Origin of the sequence: Edaphosphingomonas laterariae, assembly GCF_900188165.1 — a bacterium.
GTDB classification, from domain to species: Bacteria; Pseudomonadota; Alphaproteobacteria; order Sphingomonadales; family Sphingomonadaceae; genus Sphingomonas_E; species Sphingomonas_E laterariae.
In genome coordinates, this window is sequence record NZ_FZOS01000005.1 from 79,515 (window position 1) to 95,878 (window position 16,364).

Consider the following 16,364-nt stretch of genomic DNA (forward strand, 5'->3'; position numbering starts at 1 on the left):
AGCACGGAAATGGCCCATCCCCATGACGAAGTCGCCGGCACGGTCGAACGGCTGATCGAAGCCTTCAAGGAATGCGAACGGCGCAACAGCTGGAGCTGGCTGGCCGACGAATTCTACCACCAGGACTGCGTCTATATCTGCGAATATGGCGGGGTGATGCCGGTGACGGCCAATGGGCGCGAGGAGATCCGCCGCACCCATTATGGCCGCGACATGGAGGTCGGCTCCGGCTGGGCCGGGTGGACCTTCCCGATCGTCGACTATGCGGTCAACGGCGACAGCATCATCACCCACTGGAAGAATCGCGGCCCCGGCACGCGGCCCGACGGCAGCTATTATGAAACGCCGGGCGTGTCGTTCATCACTTATGGCGGCGACGGCAAGTTCATCCGCCAGTTCGACATGTTCGACATCGGCCACCAGATGGTGCTGTGCGACGAACTGGAGGCCGCCGGCCTGCTTTCCCCGCAGCTCAAGGCCGAATGGGTGGTGCCGATGAAGCAGCGCATCATCGCCAAGCTGCAGGGCGCCTGAGTTCCGTCATCCCAGCGCAGGCTGGGATCTCCCTCCTTCTGGCGTTACGGTCAAGGCAAAGAGATCCCAGCCTGCGATGGGATGACATGGTTTAAGCGATGTCGATCTTCAGCCGGGTGAGCTTCACCGTCGCGATCTTCCAGCCATCGGCCTCGCGCCGATAGGTTTCGTGGTAATGGCCATAGCCGTGCAGGAAGCCGTAGGGCACCGGCGCGCCCGGCTTCACCCATAATTTGTCCTCCATCGCCCAGATGCCGCGCGCGGTGGTGGGCGAGAGGATTTCGATTTCCGGCATATGGCCGTGGTGGACGGTGGTGATGTCCGCCAGGATCGGGCTCAGCATCGCGATATAGGGGTCGGCGCCGTCGGTAACGGCGTCCTCCAGCGGCGGATCGCTGCCTTCGCGGAAATCGGCGTGCAGATCGGCGGTGAACACCGCGCGCAGCCCGGCCCAGTCCTTCATGTCCATGCAGCGGAAGTAACGCGCCTTGAGCGCCTTGATCTCTTCGATCGCGAGCAGCTTTTCGATCGCGTCCATGGCCTCTCCCTTTCGTATCCGGGGCCAGTCTGGCCGTGGCCCGGTTGATGGAAAAGCCCGCATTCGCCCCAAGAATCGCTTTATGGCGCGCAGGCGAAAGGGGCGGCATTCAGGATGAAGTCCCCGGCCTTGCCGCATTCCGGCGGTTACCTCACCTTGGTGGCGTAGGGATCGGTGGGCTGGTGCCCGCCGCGACAAGGCAGAAAAGAGCGAGAGAGAGTGAGCGACAATCCCAGCGCCACCGCCGGCGTGAACCTGACGCATCTTCAGCGTCTGGAGGCGGAATCGATCCATATCCTGCGCGAAGTGGTGTCCGAGGTCGAAAAGCCCGTGATGCTTTATTCGGTCGGCAAGGATTCGGCCGTGATGCTGCATCTGGCCCGCAAGGCCTTCTATCCGTCGCCGCCGCCGTTTCCGCTGCTTCACGTCGATACGACGTGGAAGTTCAAGGCGATGTACGAGCTTCGCGACCGGATGGCGAAGGAAAGCGGCATGGAGCTGCTCGTCCACCACAACCCGGAAGCGCAGGAGCGCGGGATCAACCCGTTCGACCATGGCTCGCTCCACACCGACATGTGGAAGACCGAAGGTCTGAAGCAGGCGCTCGACAAGTTCGGCTTCGACGCGGCCTTTGGCGGCGCGCGCCGTGACGAGGAAAAGAGCCGCGCCAAGGAGCGCATCTTCTCCTTCCGTTCGGCCAACCATCGCTGGGATCCGAAGAACCAGCGTCCCGAACTCTGGCGCCTCTACAACGCCAAGAAGGCCAAGGGCGAAAGCATCCGCGTCTTCCCGATCTCGAATTGGACCGAGCTGGACATCTGGCAGTATATCCACCTCGAAAATATCCCGATCGTTCCGCTCTATTTCTCGGCGCCGCGCCCCACGGTGCAGCGCGACGGGCTGACCCTGATGGTCGATGACGATCGTTTCCCGCTGAAGCCGGGCGAAGTGCCCGTGATGAAGTCGATCCGCTTCCGCACGCTCGGCTGCTACCCGCTGACGGGCGCGGTGGAGAGCGAGGCGAAGACGCTGCCGGAAGTGATCCAGGAAATGCTGCTGACCACGACGTCGGAACGTCAGGGCCGCGCGATCGACCATGATCAGGCCGCCAGCATGGAGAAGAAGAAGCAGGAGGGGTATTTCTGACGCACGGCGGCAGCCATGCGTCAGCCTGACGAAGGTCAGGATCTCCCTCCCCGAGAGCATGCTCTCAACCGCAAGAGATCCCAGCTTGCGCTGGGATGACGGGATTGAACCATGACGACCAATGAAAGCTCCTACAAGGCCGATGCCCTCATCGCCGAGGATATCGACGCCTATCTCGTCCAGCATCAGCACAAGAGCCTGCTGCGCTTCATCACCTGCGGATCGGTGGACGACGGCAAGTCGACCCTGATCGGCCGCCTGCTTTACGATTCCAAGATGATCTTCGAGGATCAGCTTGCGGCGCTCGAGGCGGATTCCAAGCGCGTCGGCACGCAGGGGCAGGAAATCGATTTCGCGCTGCTCGTCGACGGCCTCGCCGCCGAACGCGAACAGGGCATCACCATCGACGTCGCCTATCGCTTCTTCGCGACCGACAAGCGCAAGTTCATCGTCGCCGATACGCCGGGGCATGAACAATATACGCGCAACATGGTGACGGGCGCGTCGACCGCCGACCTCGCCGTGATCCTGATCGACGCGCGCAAGGGCGTGCTCACGCAGACGCGGCGGCACAGCTACCTCGCGCACCTGATCGGCATCCGCAACATCGTGCTCGCCGTCAACAAGATGGACCTGATCGATTATGATCAGGCGCAGTATGAAGCGATCGTCGAGGATTATCGCGTGTTCGCGACCTCGATCGGGATCGAGGATTTCGTCGCCATGCCGATTTCCGGCTTCAAGGGCGACAATATCACCGGCCCGTCGCCGAACACGCCCTGGTACAAGGGCCCGGCGCTGATCGAACATCTCGAGACGGTCGAGCTCGACGTCACCACCGATCAGGCCAAGCCGTTCCGCATGCCGGTGCAGTGGGTGAATCGCCCGAACCTCGATTTCCGTGGCTTTTCGGGCCTGGTCGCCACCGGCACGGTGAAGCCGGGCGATGCCGTGCGCGTCCTGCCGTCGGGCAAGACCTCCACGGTCAGCCGCATCGTCACCATGGATGGCGATCTCGATCAGGCGGTCGCCGGCCAGTCGGTCACGATCTGCCTCGCGGACGAGGTGGATTGCTCCCGCGGGGACGTGCTCTCGATCGCGGATACGCCGCCGCAGGCGGCCGACCAGTTCGAAGCGACGATCGTGTGGATGGCGGATGAGGAAATGCTGCCCGGCCGGCCTTATTGGCTGAAGCTCGGCACGCAGACCGTGACCGCGAACATCCAGGCGCCGAAATATCAGGTCAACGTCAACACGATGGAGCATCTGGCGGCCAAGACGCTGGATCTGAACGCCATCGGCGTCGCCAACCTGTCGACCGATCGCCAGCTGGTGTTCGAGCCCTATGAGCAGGATCGCGATCTCGGCGGCTTCATCCTGATCGACAAGCTGACCAACGCCACCGTGGCGGCGGGCATGCTGCACTTCTCGCTGCGGCGCGCGCAGAACGTCCACTGGCAGGCGCTCGACATCAGCCGCGATGCGCATTCGAACCTCAAGAACCAGAAGCCGGCCGTGCTGTGGTTCACGGGGCTGTCGGGTGCCGGCAAGTCGACGATCGCCAATCTGGTCGAAAAGAAGCTGCACCGGATGAACCGGCACACCTTCCTGCTCGACGGCGATAATGTGCGCCACGGGCTGAACAAGGATCTCGGCTTCACCGATGCCGATCGCGTGGAAAATATCCGCCGCGTCGGCGAAGTGGCGAAGCTGATGACCGACGCCGGCCTGATCGTCATCACCGCCTTCATCTCGCCCTTCCGTCAGGAGCGGCAGATGGTGCGCGACATGATGAAGTCGGGCGAGTTCCTGGAAGTCCACATCGATACGCCGCTGGCCGAGGCCGAGGCGCGCGACGTGAAGGGCCTCTACAAGAAGGCGCGTTCGGGCGAACTGGCCAACTTCACGGGCATCGACAGCCCCTATGAAGCGCCGACCAACCCGGAAATCCGCATCGACACGACGAAGATGACGCCCGAACAGGCGGCCGACCTCATCGTCGAGGAGTTGCTGAAGTGACGGACGTCGAACTCGCCCGCCACATCGCGGAAACCGCCGGTCAGATCCTCGTCACGCTCCAGAAGTCGGGCCTTTTCGAAGGCAAGGCGCTGGGCAAGGCGGGGGACCGCGTGGCCAACGCCTTCATCATGGCGGCGCTGGCCGAACAGCGCCCCGATGATGCCGTGCTGTCCGAAGAGGAGAAGGATAATTCCGATCGCCTCAATCGGGAACGCGTGTGGATCGTCGACCCGCTCGATGGCACGCGCGAATATGGTGAGGCGCGCACCGACTGGGCGGTCCACATCGCGCTCGCCATCAACGGCCGGGCGGAAATCGGGGCCGTGGCGCTGCCCGGCATTCCGCTGACGCTCTGCACCGAACGCAAGCTCGATGCGGCGGCGGCGGAAGGCAAGCTGCGCATGCTGGTCAGCCGCACCCGCCCTGCCGCGGAAGCGGTGGCGGTGGCCGAAAAGCTGGGCGCCGAACTGGTGCCGATGGGTTCGGCCGGCGCCAAGGCGATGGCGGTCGTCCGTGGCGAGGCGGAGATCTATCTCCATTCGGGCGGCCAGTATGAGTGGGATAGCTGCGCCCCCGTCGCGGTGGCGCAGGCGGCCGGTTTCCATGTCAGCCGCATCGACGGCAGCCCGCTCGTCTACAACCAGGCGGACGTCTATCTGCCCGACCTGCTGATCTGCCCGCCGCAATATGCGGAGCAGGTGCTCGGCCTGATCCGCGAAGTGACGCCGGCTTGAGCTCCTGAACGTCATCCCGACGAAAGTCGGGATCCAGAAACGCTACGCTTGAAATGACAAGCAAAGGTAGCGGCAATGGATCCCGACTTGCGTCAGGATGACGTTTCTTAATGGAGCGACGAATAATGAAATTTTGGCAGAATCTGAGCTGGATGGAGACCGACCAGCAGATCGAGTGCGCACGTTTCGCCGAGGAGCTGGGCTTCGAAGGCGTCATGCACGGCGATCATTTCTGCTTTCCCGATGTCATCCGCAGCCGATACCCGATGTCGCCGGACGGCGTGCCGCCGATGCCGACCGACTGGGATTATCCCGACATGTGGGTGACGATGGCGGCGCAGGCCGCCGTCACCACGAAGCTGCGCTTTGCCTCCGCCATCTACACCATGGCGACCCGGCACCCGATCGTCACCGCCAAGGCCACCGGCACGCTGGCGCTGCTGTCGGGCAACCGCGCGGTGATCGGCGTGGCGCCCGGCTGGATGAAGGAAGAGTTCGACGCCGCCGGCGTGCCGTTCGAGAAGCGTGGCGCGCGGCTGGACGAGGCGATCGAGGTGACGCGCAAGCTGTGGCGCGGCGGTGCGGTCGAGCATCATGGCGAATTCTACGATTTCGATCCCGTCCGGCTGGAGCCGATGCCGGGCTATGAGGTGCCGATCTTTATCGGCGGCTCGGGCGACGTGGCGTGGAAGCGTGCGGCGCGGCTCGGCGACGGCTGGGTTGGCGGCGGCGATGCGCCGGAGGAGGCCCCCGCGCTGGTCGCGACGCTCAAGCGGCTGCGCGAGGAAGCGGGCAGGGGGCACCTGCCGTTCGAGATCATCCTGCCCTTCACCCGGCCCGTCACGGTGGACGAACTGAAGCGCCTGCACGAACAGGGCGTCGACGGCACGGTTGCCTATCCGTTCATGATGACGATCGGCCCGCGTTCGACGATCGACGAGAAGAAGCGGGTGATGGAGGCGTTCGCCAGGGAATTCATCAAGCCCTTCGCCTGATTGGCGGAATCCGGCGCGCGCACGGCACGGACGGGCGCGCGTCGCTTTGTCCTTCCAGCCCATCTGCGGCAGATTCGCCGGCATAGGTGGGGGATTGGGCATGCAGTGGCAGCGTATCGGGTGGACGGCAGGGGCGATCGGCGCGTTGGCGCTGGTCGCGGGTTGTGGCACGCGCCAGCCACCGCCGCCGCCCGTGACGGCGCAGCCGGTGCCCCGGCCCGTGCCGCCCGGTGGGGCCGCCGTCAATATCGTGCTGCCGCCGCGCAATGCCGATGGCAGCTATCGCACGATCAACGATGGCGTCGGCCGTGACGAGGCGATCTGGCATGTCCGGTCCGCGCTCAACGTCGCCGCATTGAGCTGCGTCGGCGCCGGCAACGCGCAGCTGGTCGCCGATTACAATGCCCTGCTCGGCCAGCGAAAGGCGGTCTTCAACACCGCCTACAAGGCCGAAACCGGCGCCCACAAGGATGGGGGCCATGCCGCGCTCGATCGGCACATGACCCAGCTCTACAATTTCTTCGCGCAGCCACCGGCGCAGGCAGGTTTCTGCGCGGTCGCCCGGCAGGTGGCGACGGAGGCGCGGGCCGCGCCCGCAGCGGGCTTTGCCGACTTCGCGGTGGCGGCGCTGCCCCGCCTCAGCGCGCCGTTCGATCAATTCTATCGCGCTTATGCGGGCTATCAGGTCGAACTGGCAGCGTGGGAGAAGGGGCCGCGCACGGTGGCCACGCCGGCCGCGACAAGCGCCGCGCCGCTGGCCTTCGCGTCTGCCGCACCCGCCTCACGCACCGCCGCTGCGATGGCGGGTCCGTCCGCATGGCGCATCCAGCTCGGCGCCTTTTCGGGGCAGGCGGCGGCGGAACAGGCCTGGGCGAAGATTCATGCGCGGCTGGCCGGGGTGAACGGCTTCCGCCCGCAATATCAGCCGGTGCCCGGCAAGGCGCTGGTCCGCGTGCAGGTCGGCCCGCTCAGCGACCGGGCATCCGCTATCCGGCTGTGCGCTGCCGCCGCCGCCGCCGATTTCGATTGCCTGCCCGTGCCGTCATGACCGCCCGGCGCATGCCGCCGAAGCGCGGTAGGCGCGGGTCACCGCCTCATCGAGAGGCAGGGCGCGCTGGGCATCGGCGATGATCTCCACGCCGATCGGCCCGGCATAGCCGATCTCGCGGATCAGCCGGACGAAACCGGCCGGGTCCATCTGGCCTTCGCCGGGCGGCAGGCGATCGTCGACGGTGGCGTCGAACATGGATTTGGCGGGGTTGGGGATCGCATCGTTGATCTCGATGCCGATGATCCGCTCCACCGGGATCGAGCGGAGCTGCGCGTCGCTGACATCGCCGTGGCGCACATGCCAGATGTCCAGATAGATGCCGCCGGCCGGCGTATCGCCCACGATTTCCAGCGTCCGTTCGGGCGTGGCGATGTCGGAAAAGGGCAGCATCTCGATGCCGATGGCGATGCCCGATCCCGCCGCATCGGCGCACACGCCGGCAAAGCTGTCGGCCAGCCGCGCGGTTTCCACGCTTTCGCCGATCGGCCCCATCAATTTCATGTGGCGCGCGCCGATCGCGCTGCCGAATTCGATCAGCAGCCGGCGCTGTTCGTCGGATACACGGCGGCGCTCACCGGTCGCAAACCAGTCGCCAAGGCATTCGACCTCGATGTCGTTCAGGCCGTGATCGGCCAGCATCCGCGCAATCTCCGCCACCTTGTGCCGGGTCAGCAGGTGGGGGATGTCGCTTTGCAGAAAGCCCATGCCGGTAAAGCCCGCGCGCGCCACGGCGGCCATGCGCTCGGGCAGGGAATGGGGGCTGATCCCGTTGGATCGCACCGGGTGCTGGTTGCCGGCGATCGTCCAGTGGCAGGCGATCAGCCTGATATTTTCGCTCTCCATCCCGGCATAAGAGGATGCGGCGCGGCCACGGACAAGGGTGTGGCGTTTATCGATTCAGGCAAGCAGTGATGGTGGCGGGGCGGCCGCACCGGGCCGCCCATACCTGCCGTCAGGCGATCGCGGCGACCAGCCCTTCGAACAGCCGGCGGCCATCGGTGCGGCCGTGTGCCGCCTCGATCATCCGCTCGGGGTGCGGCATCATGCCCAGCACATTGCCGGCATCGTTGAGCACGCCGGCGATGTTGCGGGCCGAACCGTTCACCTGTTCGCCATAGCGGAAGGCCACGCGGCCTTCGCCTTCCAGGCGATCGAGCGTCGCTTCGTCGGCGGTGTAGTTGCCGTCATGATGCGCCACCGGGATGCGGATTTCCTCGCCCGCGTCATAGCGCGAGGTGAAGGCCGACTGGCTTGTGCCCACCGTCAGCGCGACATCGCGGCAGACGAAGTTCAGCCCGGCATTGCGCATCAGCGCACCGGGCAGCAGGCCGGCTTCGGTGAGAACCTGGAAGCCGTTGCAGATGCCCAGCACCGCCACGCCGCGCGCGGCGGCATCGGCCACCGCCCGCATCACGGGGCTGCGCGCGGCCATCGCGCCGGAACGCAGATAGTCGCCATAGGAAAAGCCGCCGGGAACGCCGATCAGGCCGATGCCGTCGGGCAGTTCGGTTTCGCGATGCCACACCATCGCGGGGGCCTCGCCCGTGACCTCGCGAATCGCCACCGCCAGATCGCGGTCGCAATTCGATCCCGGAAAGACGATGACCGCGCTCTTCATGCCGCGATCCGTTCGATCCGGAAATTCTCGATCACGGTGTTGGCCAGCAGCTTGCGGCACATCGCTTCGATGTCCGCATCGCTGGTGCCTTCGGCCAGCGACAGTTCGATCAGCTTGCCGGCGCGGACATCCTCGACGCCCGAAAAGCCGAGGCCTTCCAGCGCGTGGTGGATGGCGCGACCCTGCGGATCGAGAACGCCGTTCTTGAGGGTGACGTAGACGCGCGCCTTCATGCGATTCAGCCCGATGATGATTGGATGGCCGGGCATATGCGCCGGTCGGCCCGTGCTTTCAACCTTGACCTTGATCGCCTGGGCGGATTCGCCCCCGACGCGGCATCTGGCTGAAACCGCTCGGGCATGAGCGGCACGCGGCCGCCCATGCCCAAGTGCTTACTTCTTCTCGCGATTCTTGCGATGCTTTTCGAGGTCGAGCACCGTGGTGTCGCCTTCGGGAAGCAGGCCAAGCCGGCGGGCGACTTCCTGATAGGCTTCCACTTCGCCGCCGAGATCGCGGCGGAAGCGATCCTTGTCGAGCTTCTCGCCCGAATTCATGTCCCACAGGCGGCAGCCGTCCGGGCTGATCTCGTCGGCCAGGATGATGCGGCTGAAGTCATTGTCCCAGATCCGGCCGAACTCGAGCTTGAAGTCGACCAGACGGATGCCGACGCCGGCGAACAGGCCCGACATGAAATCGTTCACGCGGATGGCGAGGTCGGCGATGTCGTGCATCTCCTCCTGGCTCGCCCAGCCGAAGCAGGCGATATGCTCGTCGGTGATCAGCGGATCGCCGAGCGCATCGTCCTTGTAATAATATTCGATGACGGTGCGGGGCAGCTGCGTGCCTTCCTCGATGCCGAGGCGCTTGCTGATCGAACCGGCGGCGACGTTGCGCACCACCACTTCGATCGGCACGATTTCGACCTGGCGGATCAGCTGCTCGCGCATGTTGAGCCGGCGGATGAAGTGCGTCGGCACGCCGATCTGGCCGAGCAGCGTGAACACATGCTCGGAAATGCGGTTGTTGAGCACGCCCTTGCCCGAGATCGTGCCCTTCTTCTGGGCATTGAAGGCGGTCGCGTCATCCTTGAAATACTGGATCAGCGTGCCGGGCTCGGGGCCCTCGTAAAGGATCTTGGCCTTGCCTTCGTAGATCTGGCGGCGGCGGGACATGGGCGCGGGCTCCCGGGCGTTAAAAAGAAAGAGCGCCCCGGACGCGGCGTCTCATGCGACGCGCAGCCGAGGCGGACGGATGGCCCTATAGCCCAAGGGGGTGCCGGTGGCAACAAAGCCGCTGGCGCCCCCTTGGGGCTATGGATCAGCGGTAGAAGATATGGTCGCCCAGCACGCCCGCGCGCTGGCGCGTGCGGAAGAAGCGGGGCGGGGCGATATAGGTCGCGTGGTAGAACAGGGCGCCCGGCACGACGTCGGCGGTGGTGCCGACCATCGCTTCGCGCGACACGTCAACGGCGCTCTGCCACATCGCGGTGGTGCGCTTCGGATTATAAGCGTGGGTGTTGAAGAACTGGCCACGCTGGTTGACCACGGCGCACACGGAATCGGCGAAGCGACCCGATTCAAGGCGGTTCATGATCAGCTGGGCGACGGCAAGCTGGCCATCGCGCGACTGGTTGCCGGCTTCGTGGTGGACCACCTTGGCCATGCAGTCGAGCTCGGCCTCGTCGATCGGATCGGCGGCGGCAACAGCGACGGCGGGGGTCTTCAGCGGAAGGACGGGCGCCTCGACCGCTTCGCCAGGGCCTTCCGCGACGATCGTGGCGGAAGCCGTCTCGACGGCCGCATCCGCAACGGCGGGGGCATCGGCGAGGTTGGCGGTATCAGCGGGAAACGCTGCGGAAATCGTAGCGGCCAGCGAGGTTTCGGAAGCGAAACCGAAGGTGGCCGGAACAGCCGTCGCCAGAGCGACAGCAGCAGAAACTGCAAGGTTGCGGCGGTTAAGTCGCAGCGACATCAAGAACTCTATCAAATGCGCAAAAGCCGTCCACGCCCCCAAACTCAAAAACACCTGGGCGCGGCCGTACTTTCACGTCTTGTCGAGCAGCGGGGTTGGGAGACAGATAGTCGCGACCCCCGCAGCGACCGGATCGGGGAGTCCCATCGACTCGTCGCCGTCGGGAGTCAAATATCGCACGACGAGTCGTTACGCTCGCGGGGTGGCCCGATGGCAATTGTGGGAACGATCACAGATTTTTGTGCGTCCACCGTTCACGCAACGGGTGCGGAACGACCGAATCGGGCAAGCGTAATCTCGCCACGATTGCCATCCATCTATAATGCTGAATCTTAATGAAGCGTAAGTGATGAACGAGCAGTCAAACATGGCCGGAGACAATGCCCACCGCCTTCCCGCCCTCGATGAGGTGATCGAGGAGGTGCTGGATGGCGCGATGGCGGAAAATGCCGAATCCTCCTTCCGGCGCGATCGGCTGCTCGCCGCGATCGCGCTGATCAGCGGGGCAGGGCTGTTCCTCGGCATGCCCTTTGCGCTGCGCATGGGGGCGGAATTCTTCCTGCCGGTCACCGCCGCGCTGGTCGTCGCGATCGCGCTGGTGCCGCTGCTTGAATGGCTGGAACGGCGGCGCGTGCCATCCCCGCTCGCCGCGTTCAGCTGCCTCGCTTTCTTTCTGACGATCGCCAATGTCGCGGTGGCGCTGATCGTGGTGCCGGCAAGCGACTGGTTCGCGCGCCTGCCCGAACGCGCCGGCCAGATCCGTGCCAATCTTTCGCCGCTGATCGAAATCTATTCGAATCTCGAACGCTTCATCGACGATCTCGTCCAAACCTTCGCGCGCAAGCCGGTGGCGTCCACCACCGTCGCTGTCCAGACGCCCAACTCGCTGCTGGAGATCGTCGCCTCGTCGGCGCCTTATGCGGCGATCCAGATGTTCTTCGCGATCCTGGTCGTCTTCTTCTTCCTGTCCGGGTGGACGCGAATGCGCCGCCGGATCATCCAGAGCCGGTCCAGCTTTTCCAGCGCGATGCGCACCGCGCGCGTGATTCAGGAAATGGTCGATTCGACCTCGGCCTATCTGGGCACGATCACGATCATCAATATCGGTCTCGGCACGCTGGTGGCGATCGCCTTGTGGGCCATCGGCATGGAAACGCCGATGATGTGGGGCGGCATCGTCGCGGTGCTCAATTATATTCCCTATCTCGGCCCGATCGCGGCGGCGCTGCTGCTCGCCGCCGGCGGGCTGATGACCTATCCGGACGTCTGGGTGGGGCTGGCGCCCGCTGCGATCTTCGTCGCGATCCACCTGATCGAGGCGAATGTGATCACGCCGATGCTGGTCGGCCGCCGGTTGACGATCAACCCGCTGTTGATCCTGATCGCGCTCAGCTATTGGGGCTGGGTGTGGGGCACCACCGGGGCGCTGCTGGCGGTGCCGCTGCTGATCATCCTCAAGACCATCCTCGATGCGGCGGGCAAGCCCGACATTGCCGGCTTCCTGTTCGAGGAAGGCACGCTGACGACCGGCCACCATGAGGAAGTGGAGGCTGCGGTGGAGGCAGCGCGCACCGGCGGGCAGGGTTCTCCACAATAATCGGCCGATGGCTGTTGACAGCTATCCGGGGCGGTTCTAGGGAGCGCGCCTCATCGCTTCGATGCGGGTGTAGCTCAGTTGGTTAGAGCGCCGGCCTGTCACGCCGGAGGTCGCGGGTTCGAGCCCCGTCACTCGCGCCATTCCCTGTCCGGGAATGGTTTTCGAATGGATGAGCATCGCATTTTGTGCGGGTGTAGCTCAGTTGGTTAGAGCGCCGGCCTGTCACGCCGGAGGTCGCGGGTTCGAGCCCCGTCACTCGCGCCACTCCCTACGGGGAGGGCGCCTTCTCCCACAAAATCGCTCCCATAAAATCACCATCGCTAAGATTGGCGGTCGATGTTTCGGCCGGGCACTCATCGTGTCCGATCGGATCGCGCCTGATTGGAATGCGTCCAACCGCTCAGTCGCGCCAGACGCCGAGTTCCATCCAGCGCAGCAGCCGCTTCATCGGCAACACCCACAGCCAGGCAAAGCCGGCGATGACGTAGAGGATCATGTTGATCCACTCGGGCGCGGACAGCAGCTCGACGATCGTGACCACGACGACGGCCCACAGGGCGATCAGCGCCATGATCAGGAACATGCCAACGGGTTTGCGCCAGCTCGGGTTCATCGGGGCTCCGCTTCGATCCATTCCAGTTCGGTCGCCACCCCGTGCAACGGCACGTCCCACGGGTCGGCGGGCGCCTCCTCCACTTCCTGGACGGACCATGCAAGCCCGATTCGCCGGATATGCGGCAGCCGGGCGAACAGCCGGTCATAATAGCCGGCGCCCTGGCCGAGCCGCATCAGCCGCCGGTCGAACCCCAGAAGCGGCGTCAGGATCAGATCGAAATCCTCAATTGGCGCGGTGTCGGTCGCGGGCTGGAGCAGGCCGTGCGCGCCCGAATGCAGCGTGTCGCCGGGTTGCCAGCGATGGAATGTCATCGGCTGGTCGGGGCTGGTGACATGGGGCAGGGCCACCACGCATCCGCGTGCGTGCAGCGCCAGCATGGCGGGGCGCGAATCGGCTTCCGATCCGGCGGGCCAGTAAGTGGCGATGGTCCGGGCCTCGCCCCGTTGCGCGATCACGCGTGCGGCCATCGCTTCGGCGGCTTCGCTAATCGTCCCGGCGGCATTCATCCGCGCCACGAAGTCGCGGCGGCGGGCGCGCAGGCGCTGGCGCAGGCCGGCCTTCATCGCGTGATTCGCCTTTCGCAATGGGCATGGGTGCCAGGCGGGTTGGCGGGACCACCATGGCCGTTTTCCGGAATATCCTCTGACGCCGTAAACGTCAGGTGGGGGCCGTGTGTTTTGGACCAGGGTCCGGACAGGGACAGCTCCCTTGGATGATGAATCGCCTCAGGGATGTTCACAAGGCTCGTACCGGGCAGTGCCCGCCGCCTGCCTATCTAGGGCGTCGGGGGCGCGCCCTCAACCCCGGGATCGGCACTTCCCGCCAAAGCCTCCAGCCGCTGGGCAAGATGTTCGAGCGCGCCGATGATCGCGGGGTCGAGCATTGGCTGGGCCGGGGGCGCCGGGGTGGGGGCCGGCGCGGCCGGCCTGGGTGCCGCGCTGCGGGCGCGCCGCGCCTCCTCCAGCTCGTCGGCCAGCAGCAATGACGCGAACAGGAACTGGCGGACTTCGTTGAGGCCGCCGACCGCCTGGGCGGCCTGCGCCATCTTGCCGTCGATGATCCCGGCGAGGTCGTGGAAATGCGCCTCCTCGCCGTCGCGACATGCGAGCGCATATCGGCGTCCGCCGATCTCAAGATGAACTTCCGCCATCAGCCTGCCTTCTGCTGATCGATCAGCGCGGTCAACCGGTCCAGCGCGGCGGTCGCCCGCTCGCGCAGCCGCTGTTCGCGTTCGGCCAGCCGGTCGTAACGCACCTGCAACTGGCCCAGCGCCTCCACCACGGCGGGATCGCCGGCGGATCTGGCGCCGTTCCGGCTTTCCAGGCGGACCAGGGCACGTTCGATGCGTTCGATGGTCGAGATCAGGCGCTCGTCAGTCATCATGGCACGCATAGCATGGCTGGGCGGGGCGGCAATATGATGCGACATGATGCGACATGGGGGGCTTGCCGAGGGTCGCTGCGGTTGACGATTGGTGCTGCGCGCGACAAAGGGACGCGCGATCCCAAATTGAGTCGCCGCGGTCGTCGCGGTTTCCATTCCGCTTGATCATAAGGCTTGCCCATGACTGTCGCCCCGAAGCAACTCGCCAACGCGGTCCGCGCGCTGTCGATGGACGCCGTTCAGGCCGCGAATTCGGGCCATCCTGGCATGCCGATGGGCATGGCCGATGCCGCCACCGTGCTGTTCACCGATTATCTGAAGCATGATCCGAAGAATCCGAAGTGGGCGGATCGCGATCGCTTCGTGCTGTCGGCGGGCCACGGCTCGATGCTGATCTACGCGCTGCTCAACCTCACCGGCTATGCGCGCCCGACGATGGAAGACATCCGCAACTTCCGTCAGCTCGGCAGCCCCTGCGCCGGCCACCCCGAGAATTTCGAGCTGGCGGGCGTCGAAGCGACCACCGGGCCGCTCGGTTCGGGCTTCGCCACCGCCGTCGGCATGGCGATCGCCGAACGTCACCTCAACGCCAGCTTCGGCGACGATCTCGTCGATCACCGCACCTGGGTGATCGCGGGCGACGGCTGCCTGATGGAAGGCATCAACCACGAAGCGGTGGGCCTGGCCGGCCATCTCAAGCTCGGCCGCCTGATCGTGCTGTGGGACGACAACAAGATCACGATCGACGGTTCGGTCGATCTGTCCTCGTCGGAAAATGTGCTCGGCCGCTACGATGCGTCGGGCTGGCACACCGTGGCGTGCGACGGCCATGGCGCCGCCGACGTCAAGCGCGCGATCGATGAGGCGCTGGCCGATCCGCGCCCGTCGCTGATCGCCTGCCGCACGATCATCGGCTATGGCGCGCCCAACAAGCAGGGCACGTCGGCCACGCACGGTTCGCCGCTGGGCGGGGATGAAATCGCCGCCGCCCGCGCGACGCTCGGCTGGACGTCGGCGCCGTTCGAAATCCCGGCGGACATCGCCGCCGCCTGGGCCGAAGCCGGCCAGCGTGGCGCTTCGGTCCGCGCCGAATGGGAAAAGCGCGTCGCCGCGCATCCGCAGGGCGCCGAATTCAGCCGCCGCATGGCCGGCACGCTGCCGGTGAACGCCGCTGCCGCCGAACATATCGCCGCGCTGCTCGCCGATCCCAAGAAGGTCGCTACCCGCAAGGCATCGGAAGACGCGCTGCAGGCGCTGACCGCCGCGATCCCTGAAATGGTGGGCGGTTCGGCCGATCTCACCGGTTCCAACAACACCAAGACCAAGGTCCAGGCGCCGCTGACGGCGGACGATTATTCGGGCCGCTACATCTATTACGGCATCCGCGAATTCGGCATGGGCGCCGCGATGAACGGCATGGCGCTGCACGGCGGCGTCATCCCCTATGGCGGCACCTTCCTGGTCTTTTCCGATTATTGCCGCCCGGCGATCCGCCTGTCGGCGCTCCAGCAGGTCCGCGCGATCTATGTGATGACGCATGATTCGATCGGCCTTGGCGAAGACGGCCCGACGCACCAGCCGATCGAGCACCTGATGTCGCTGCGCGTCATGCCCAATCTCGATCTCTATCGTCCGGCCGATGCGGTCGAGACGGCGGAGTGCTGGGCGCTCTCGATCGAAAAGACCGACGGCCCGTCGATGCTGGCGCTCAGCCGCCAGAACCTGCCGCAGGTGCGCACCTCGGCGGACGAAAATCTCTCGGCCAAGGGCGCCTATCGCCTCCGCGCCGCCACCGCCGCCCGCAAGGTCGTGCTGGTCGCCAGCGGCTCGGAAGTCGAAATCGCGCTCGGCGTCGCCGACAAGCTGGAAGCCGAAGGGATCGGCGCCGATGTCGTGTCGATGCCCTGCTGGTCGCGCTTTGATGCGCAGCCCGGCGCCTATAAGGCCGATGTTCTGCCGGCGGGCGTGCTAAAGGTTTCGATCGAAGCCGGCACGACGATCGGCTGGGAACGCTATGTCGGGCTGGATGGCCTGCGTTTCGGCATCGATGGATTCGGGGCGTCCGCCCCGGCGCCGGATCTTTACCGGCATTTCGGGCTCACGCCCGACGCGATCGCGCCCAAGGTTCTTGCGGCGCTGAACGGCAACTGAGGAGACTAGAC

The 16,364-nt window shown here is 65.6% G+C and carries 18 protein-coding genes and 2 tRNA genes; 10 read left to right on the plus strand and 10 right to left on the minus strand.

What is annotated here, in order from left to right:
* The first annotated feature begins 9 nt into the window (after window positions 1–9).
* Window positions 10–534, plus strand: a complete 525-nt coding sequence (locus CHB74_RS06470; RefSeq protein WP_089218812.1) for a nuclear transport factor 2 family protein — start codon at window positions 10–12, stop codon at window positions 532–534.
* Between the two features lie 91 nt (window positions 535–625).
* On the opposite strand, the gene CHB74_RS06475 is transcribed toward CHB74_RS06470, so the two are convergent.
* Complete coding sequence (locus CHB74_RS06475) at window positions 626–1,072, minus strand: nuclear transport factor 2 family protein (protein WP_089218813.1); 447 nt, start codon at window positions 1,070–1,072, stop codon at window positions 626–628.
* A gap of 219 nt (window positions 1,073–1,291) precedes the next feature.
* Here CHB74_RS06475 and cysD point away from each other — a divergent pair, with 219 nt between their 5' ends.
* From cysD to CHB74_RS06500, 5 genes are all read left to right on the plus strand, one after another.
* Window positions 1,292–2,218, plus strand: a complete 927-nt coding sequence (cysD, locus tag CHB74_RS06480; protein WP_245842682.1) for a sulfate adenylyltransferase subunit CysD — start codon at window positions 1,292–1,294, stop codon at window positions 2,216–2,218.
* A 111-nt stretch (window positions 2,219–2,329) separates the two neighbouring features.
* Window positions 2,330–4,237: a sulfate adenylyltransferase subunit CysN gene (gene cysN / locus CHB74_RS06485; RefSeq protein WP_089218815.1), complete on the plus strand. Its 1,908-nt coding sequence runs from the start codon at window positions 2,330–2,332 to the stop codon at window positions 4,235–4,237.
* Complete coding sequence (locus tag CHB74_RS06490) at window positions 4,234–4,971, plus strand: 3'(2'),5'-bisphosphate nucleotidase CysQ (RefSeq protein WP_089218816.1); 738 nt, start codon at window positions 4,234–4,236, stop codon at window positions 4,969–4,971. The genes cysN and CHB74_RS06490 overlap by 4 nt, the downstream gene beginning before the upstream one ends.
* 125 nt (window positions 4,972–5,096) lie before the next feature.
* On the plus strand, window positions 5,097–5,966 hold the full coding sequence (locus tag CHB74_RS06495; protein ID WP_089218817.1) for a TIGR03619 family F420-dependent LLM class oxidoreductase: 870 nt from the start codon (window positions 5,097–5,099) through the stop codon (window positions 5,964–5,966).
* 100 nt (window positions 5,967–6,066) lie between these two features.
* Window positions 6,067–7,014, plus strand: coding sequence for an SPOR domain-containing protein (locus CHB74_RS06500; RefSeq protein WP_089218818.1), 948 nt, complete (start codon window positions 6,067–6,069; stop codon window positions 7,012–7,014).
* On the opposite strand, the gene CHB74_RS06505 is transcribed toward CHB74_RS06500, so the two are convergent.
* From CHB74_RS06505 to CHB74_RS06525, 5 genes are all read right to left on the minus strand, one after another.
* On the minus strand, window positions 7,009–7,860 hold the full coding sequence (locus CHB74_RS06505) for a sugar phosphate isomerase/epimerase family protein (protein WP_089218819.1): 852 nt from the start codon (window positions 7,858–7,860) through the stop codon (window positions 7,009–7,011). The two genes, CHB74_RS06500 and CHB74_RS06505, sit on opposite strands and share 6 nt — an antisense overlap.
* Window positions 7,861–7,969: 109 nt before the next feature.
* Window positions 7,970–8,635: a phosphoribosylformylglycinamidine synthase subunit PurQ gene (gene purQ / locus CHB74_RS06510; protein WP_089218820.1), complete on the minus strand. Its 666-nt coding sequence runs from the start codon at window positions 8,633–8,635 to the stop codon at window positions 7,970–7,972.
* Window positions 8,632–8,868: a phosphoribosylformylglycinamidine synthase subunit PurS gene (purS, locus tag CHB74_RS06515; RefSeq protein ID WP_010127227.1), complete on the minus strand. Its 237-nt coding sequence runs from the start codon at window positions 8,866–8,868 to the stop codon at window positions 8,632–8,634. Before purS ends, purQ begins: the two co-directional genes overlap by 4 nt.
* Window positions 8,869–9,027: 159 nt before the next feature.
* Entirely contained in the window at window positions 9,028–9,807 is a 780-nt protein-coding gene (purC, locus tag CHB74_RS06520; protein WP_089218821.1) for a phosphoribosylaminoimidazolesuccinocarboxamide synthase, read from the minus strand.
* A 145-nt stretch (window positions 9,808–9,952) separates the two neighbouring features.
* Window positions 9,953–10,606 (minus strand): cell wall hydrolase, encoded by a 654-nt coding sequence (locus tag CHB74_RS06525; protein WP_089218822.1) that lies wholly within the window; start codon window positions 10,604–10,606, stop codon window positions 9,953–9,955.
* Between the two features lie 349 nt (window positions 10,607–10,955).
* Here CHB74_RS06525 and CHB74_RS06530 point away from each other — a divergent pair, with 349 nt between their 5' ends.
* The 3 genes from CHB74_RS06530 to CHB74_RS06540 all read left to right on the plus strand — a co-directional run bounded on the left by CHB74_RS06530 (window position 10,956) and on the right by CHB74_RS06540 (window position 12,467).
* Entirely contained in the window at window positions 10,956–12,203 is a 1,248-nt protein-coding gene (locus CHB74_RS06530) for an AI-2E family transporter (RefSeq protein WP_089218823.1), read from the plus strand.
* A gap of 63 nt (window positions 12,204–12,266) precedes the next feature.
* A tRNA-Asp gene (locus CHB74_RS06535) sits at window positions 12,267–12,343 on the plus strand.
* A 47-nt stretch (window positions 12,344–12,390) separates the two neighbouring features.
* Window positions 12,391–12,467: transfer RNA gene (locus tag CHB74_RS06540), tRNA-Asp, on the plus strand.
* 136 nt (window positions 12,468–12,603) lie between these two features.
* Here the strand turns inward: CHB74_RS06540 and CHB74_RS06545 are convergent.
* The 4 genes from CHB74_RS06545 to CHB74_RS06560 form a co-directional block, all read right to left on the minus strand.
* Complete coding sequence (locus tag CHB74_RS06545; protein WP_089218824.1) at window positions 12,604–12,816, minus strand: DUF2842 domain-containing protein; 213 nt, start codon at window positions 12,814–12,816, stop codon at window positions 12,604–12,606.
* Window positions 12,813–13,382, minus strand: coding sequence for a 5-formyltetrahydrofolate cyclo-ligase (locus CHB74_RS06550; RefSeq protein WP_089218825.1), 570 nt, complete (start codon window positions 13,380–13,382; stop codon window positions 12,813–12,815). Before CHB74_RS06550 ends, CHB74_RS06545 begins: the two co-directional genes overlap by 4 nt.
* Before the next feature lie 212 nt (window positions 13,383–13,594).
* Window positions 13,595–13,969 carry a cell division protein ZapA gene (locus CHB74_RS06555; RefSeq protein WP_089218826.1) on the minus strand — a complete coding sequence of 125 codons (375 nt, stop codon included), beginning with the start codon at window positions 13,967–13,969 and terminating at the stop codon, window positions 13,595–13,597.
* Window positions 13,969–14,199, minus strand: a complete 231-nt coding sequence (locus CHB74_RS06560) for a hypothetical protein (protein WP_245842684.1) — start codon at window positions 14,197–14,199, stop codon at window positions 13,969–13,971. Before CHB74_RS06560 ends, CHB74_RS06555 begins: the two co-directional genes overlap by 1 nt.
* A 183-nt stretch (window positions 14,200–14,382) precedes the next feature.
* Between CHB74_RS06560 and tkt the strand changes: the two genes are divergently transcribed.
* Complete coding sequence (tkt, locus tag CHB74_RS06565; protein WP_089218828.1) at window positions 14,383–16,353, plus strand: transketolase; 1,971 nt, start codon at window positions 14,383–14,385, stop codon at window positions 16,351–16,353.
* Window positions 16,354–16,364: the final 11 nt, after the last annotated feature.

What these genes read in the sequence shown, in the direction of transcription:
- purQ (WP_089218820.1), bottom strand. Translation starts at nt 8,635, where the DNA reads ATGAAGAGCGCGGTCATCGTCTTTCCGGGATCGAATTGCGACCGCGAT.
- CHB74_RS06525 (WP_089218822.1), bottom strand. Translation starts at nt 10,606, where the DNA reads ATGTCGCTGCGACTTAACCGCCGCAACCTTGCAGTTTCTGCTGCTGTC.
- tkt (WP_089218828.1), top strand. Translation starts at nt 14,383, where the DNA reads ATGACTGTCGCCCCGAAGCAACTCGCCAACGCGGTCCGCGCGCTGTCG.
- CHB74_RS06555 (WP_089218826.1), bottom strand. Translation starts at nt 13,969, where the DNA reads ATGGCGGAAGTTCATCTTGAGATCGGCGGACGCCGATATGCGCTCGCA.
- purS (WP_010127227.1), bottom strand. Translation starts at nt 8,868, where the DNA reads ATGAAGGCGCGCGTCTACGTCACCCTCAAGAACGGCGTTCTCGATCCG.
- cysN (WP_089218815.1), top strand. Translation starts at nt 2,330, where the DNA reads ATGACGACCAATGAAAGCTCCTACAAGGCCGATGCCCTCATCGCCGAG.
- CHB74_RS06530 (WP_089218823.1), top strand. Translation starts at nt 10,956, where the DNA reads ATGAACGAGCAGTCAAACATGGCCGGAGACAATGCCCACCGCCTTCCC.
- purC (WP_089218821.1), bottom strand. Translation starts at nt 9,807, where the DNA reads ATGTCCCGCCGCCGCCAGATCTACGAAGGCAAGGCCAAGATCCTTTAC.
- CHB74_RS06475 (WP_089218813.1), bottom strand. Translation starts at nt 1,072, where the DNA reads ATGGACGCGATCGAAAAGCTGCTCGCGATCGAAGAGATCAAGGCGCTC.
- CHB74_RS06495 (WP_089218817.1), top strand. Translation starts at nt 5,097, where the DNA reads ATGAAATTTTGGCAGAATCTGAGCTGGATGGAGACCGACCAGCAGATC.
- CHB74_RS06500 (WP_089218818.1), top strand. Translation starts at nt 6,067, where the DNA reads ATGCAGTGGCAGCGTATCGGGTGGACGGCAGGGGCGATCGGCGCGTTG.
- CHB74_RS06560 (WP_245842684.1), bottom strand. Translation starts at nt 14,199, where the DNA reads ATGACTGACGAGCGCCTGATCTCGACCATCGAACGCATCGAACGTGCC.
- CHB74_RS06550 (WP_089218825.1), bottom strand. Translation starts at nt 13,382, where the DNA reads ATGAAGGCCGGCCTGCGCCAGCGCCTGCGCGCCCGCCGCCGCGACTTC.
- CHB74_RS06470 (WP_089218812.1), top strand. Translation starts at nt 10, where the DNA reads ATGGCCCATCCCCATGACGAAGTCGCCGGCACGGTCGAACGGCTGATC.
- CHB74_RS06545 (WP_089218824.1), bottom strand. Translation starts at nt 12,816, where the DNA reads ATGAACCCGAGCTGGCGCAAACCCGTTGGCATGTTCCTGATCATGGCG.
- CHB74_RS06505 (WP_089218819.1), bottom strand. Translation starts at nt 7,860, where the DNA reads ATGGAGAGCGAAAATATCAGGCTGATCGCCTGCCACTGGACGATCGCC.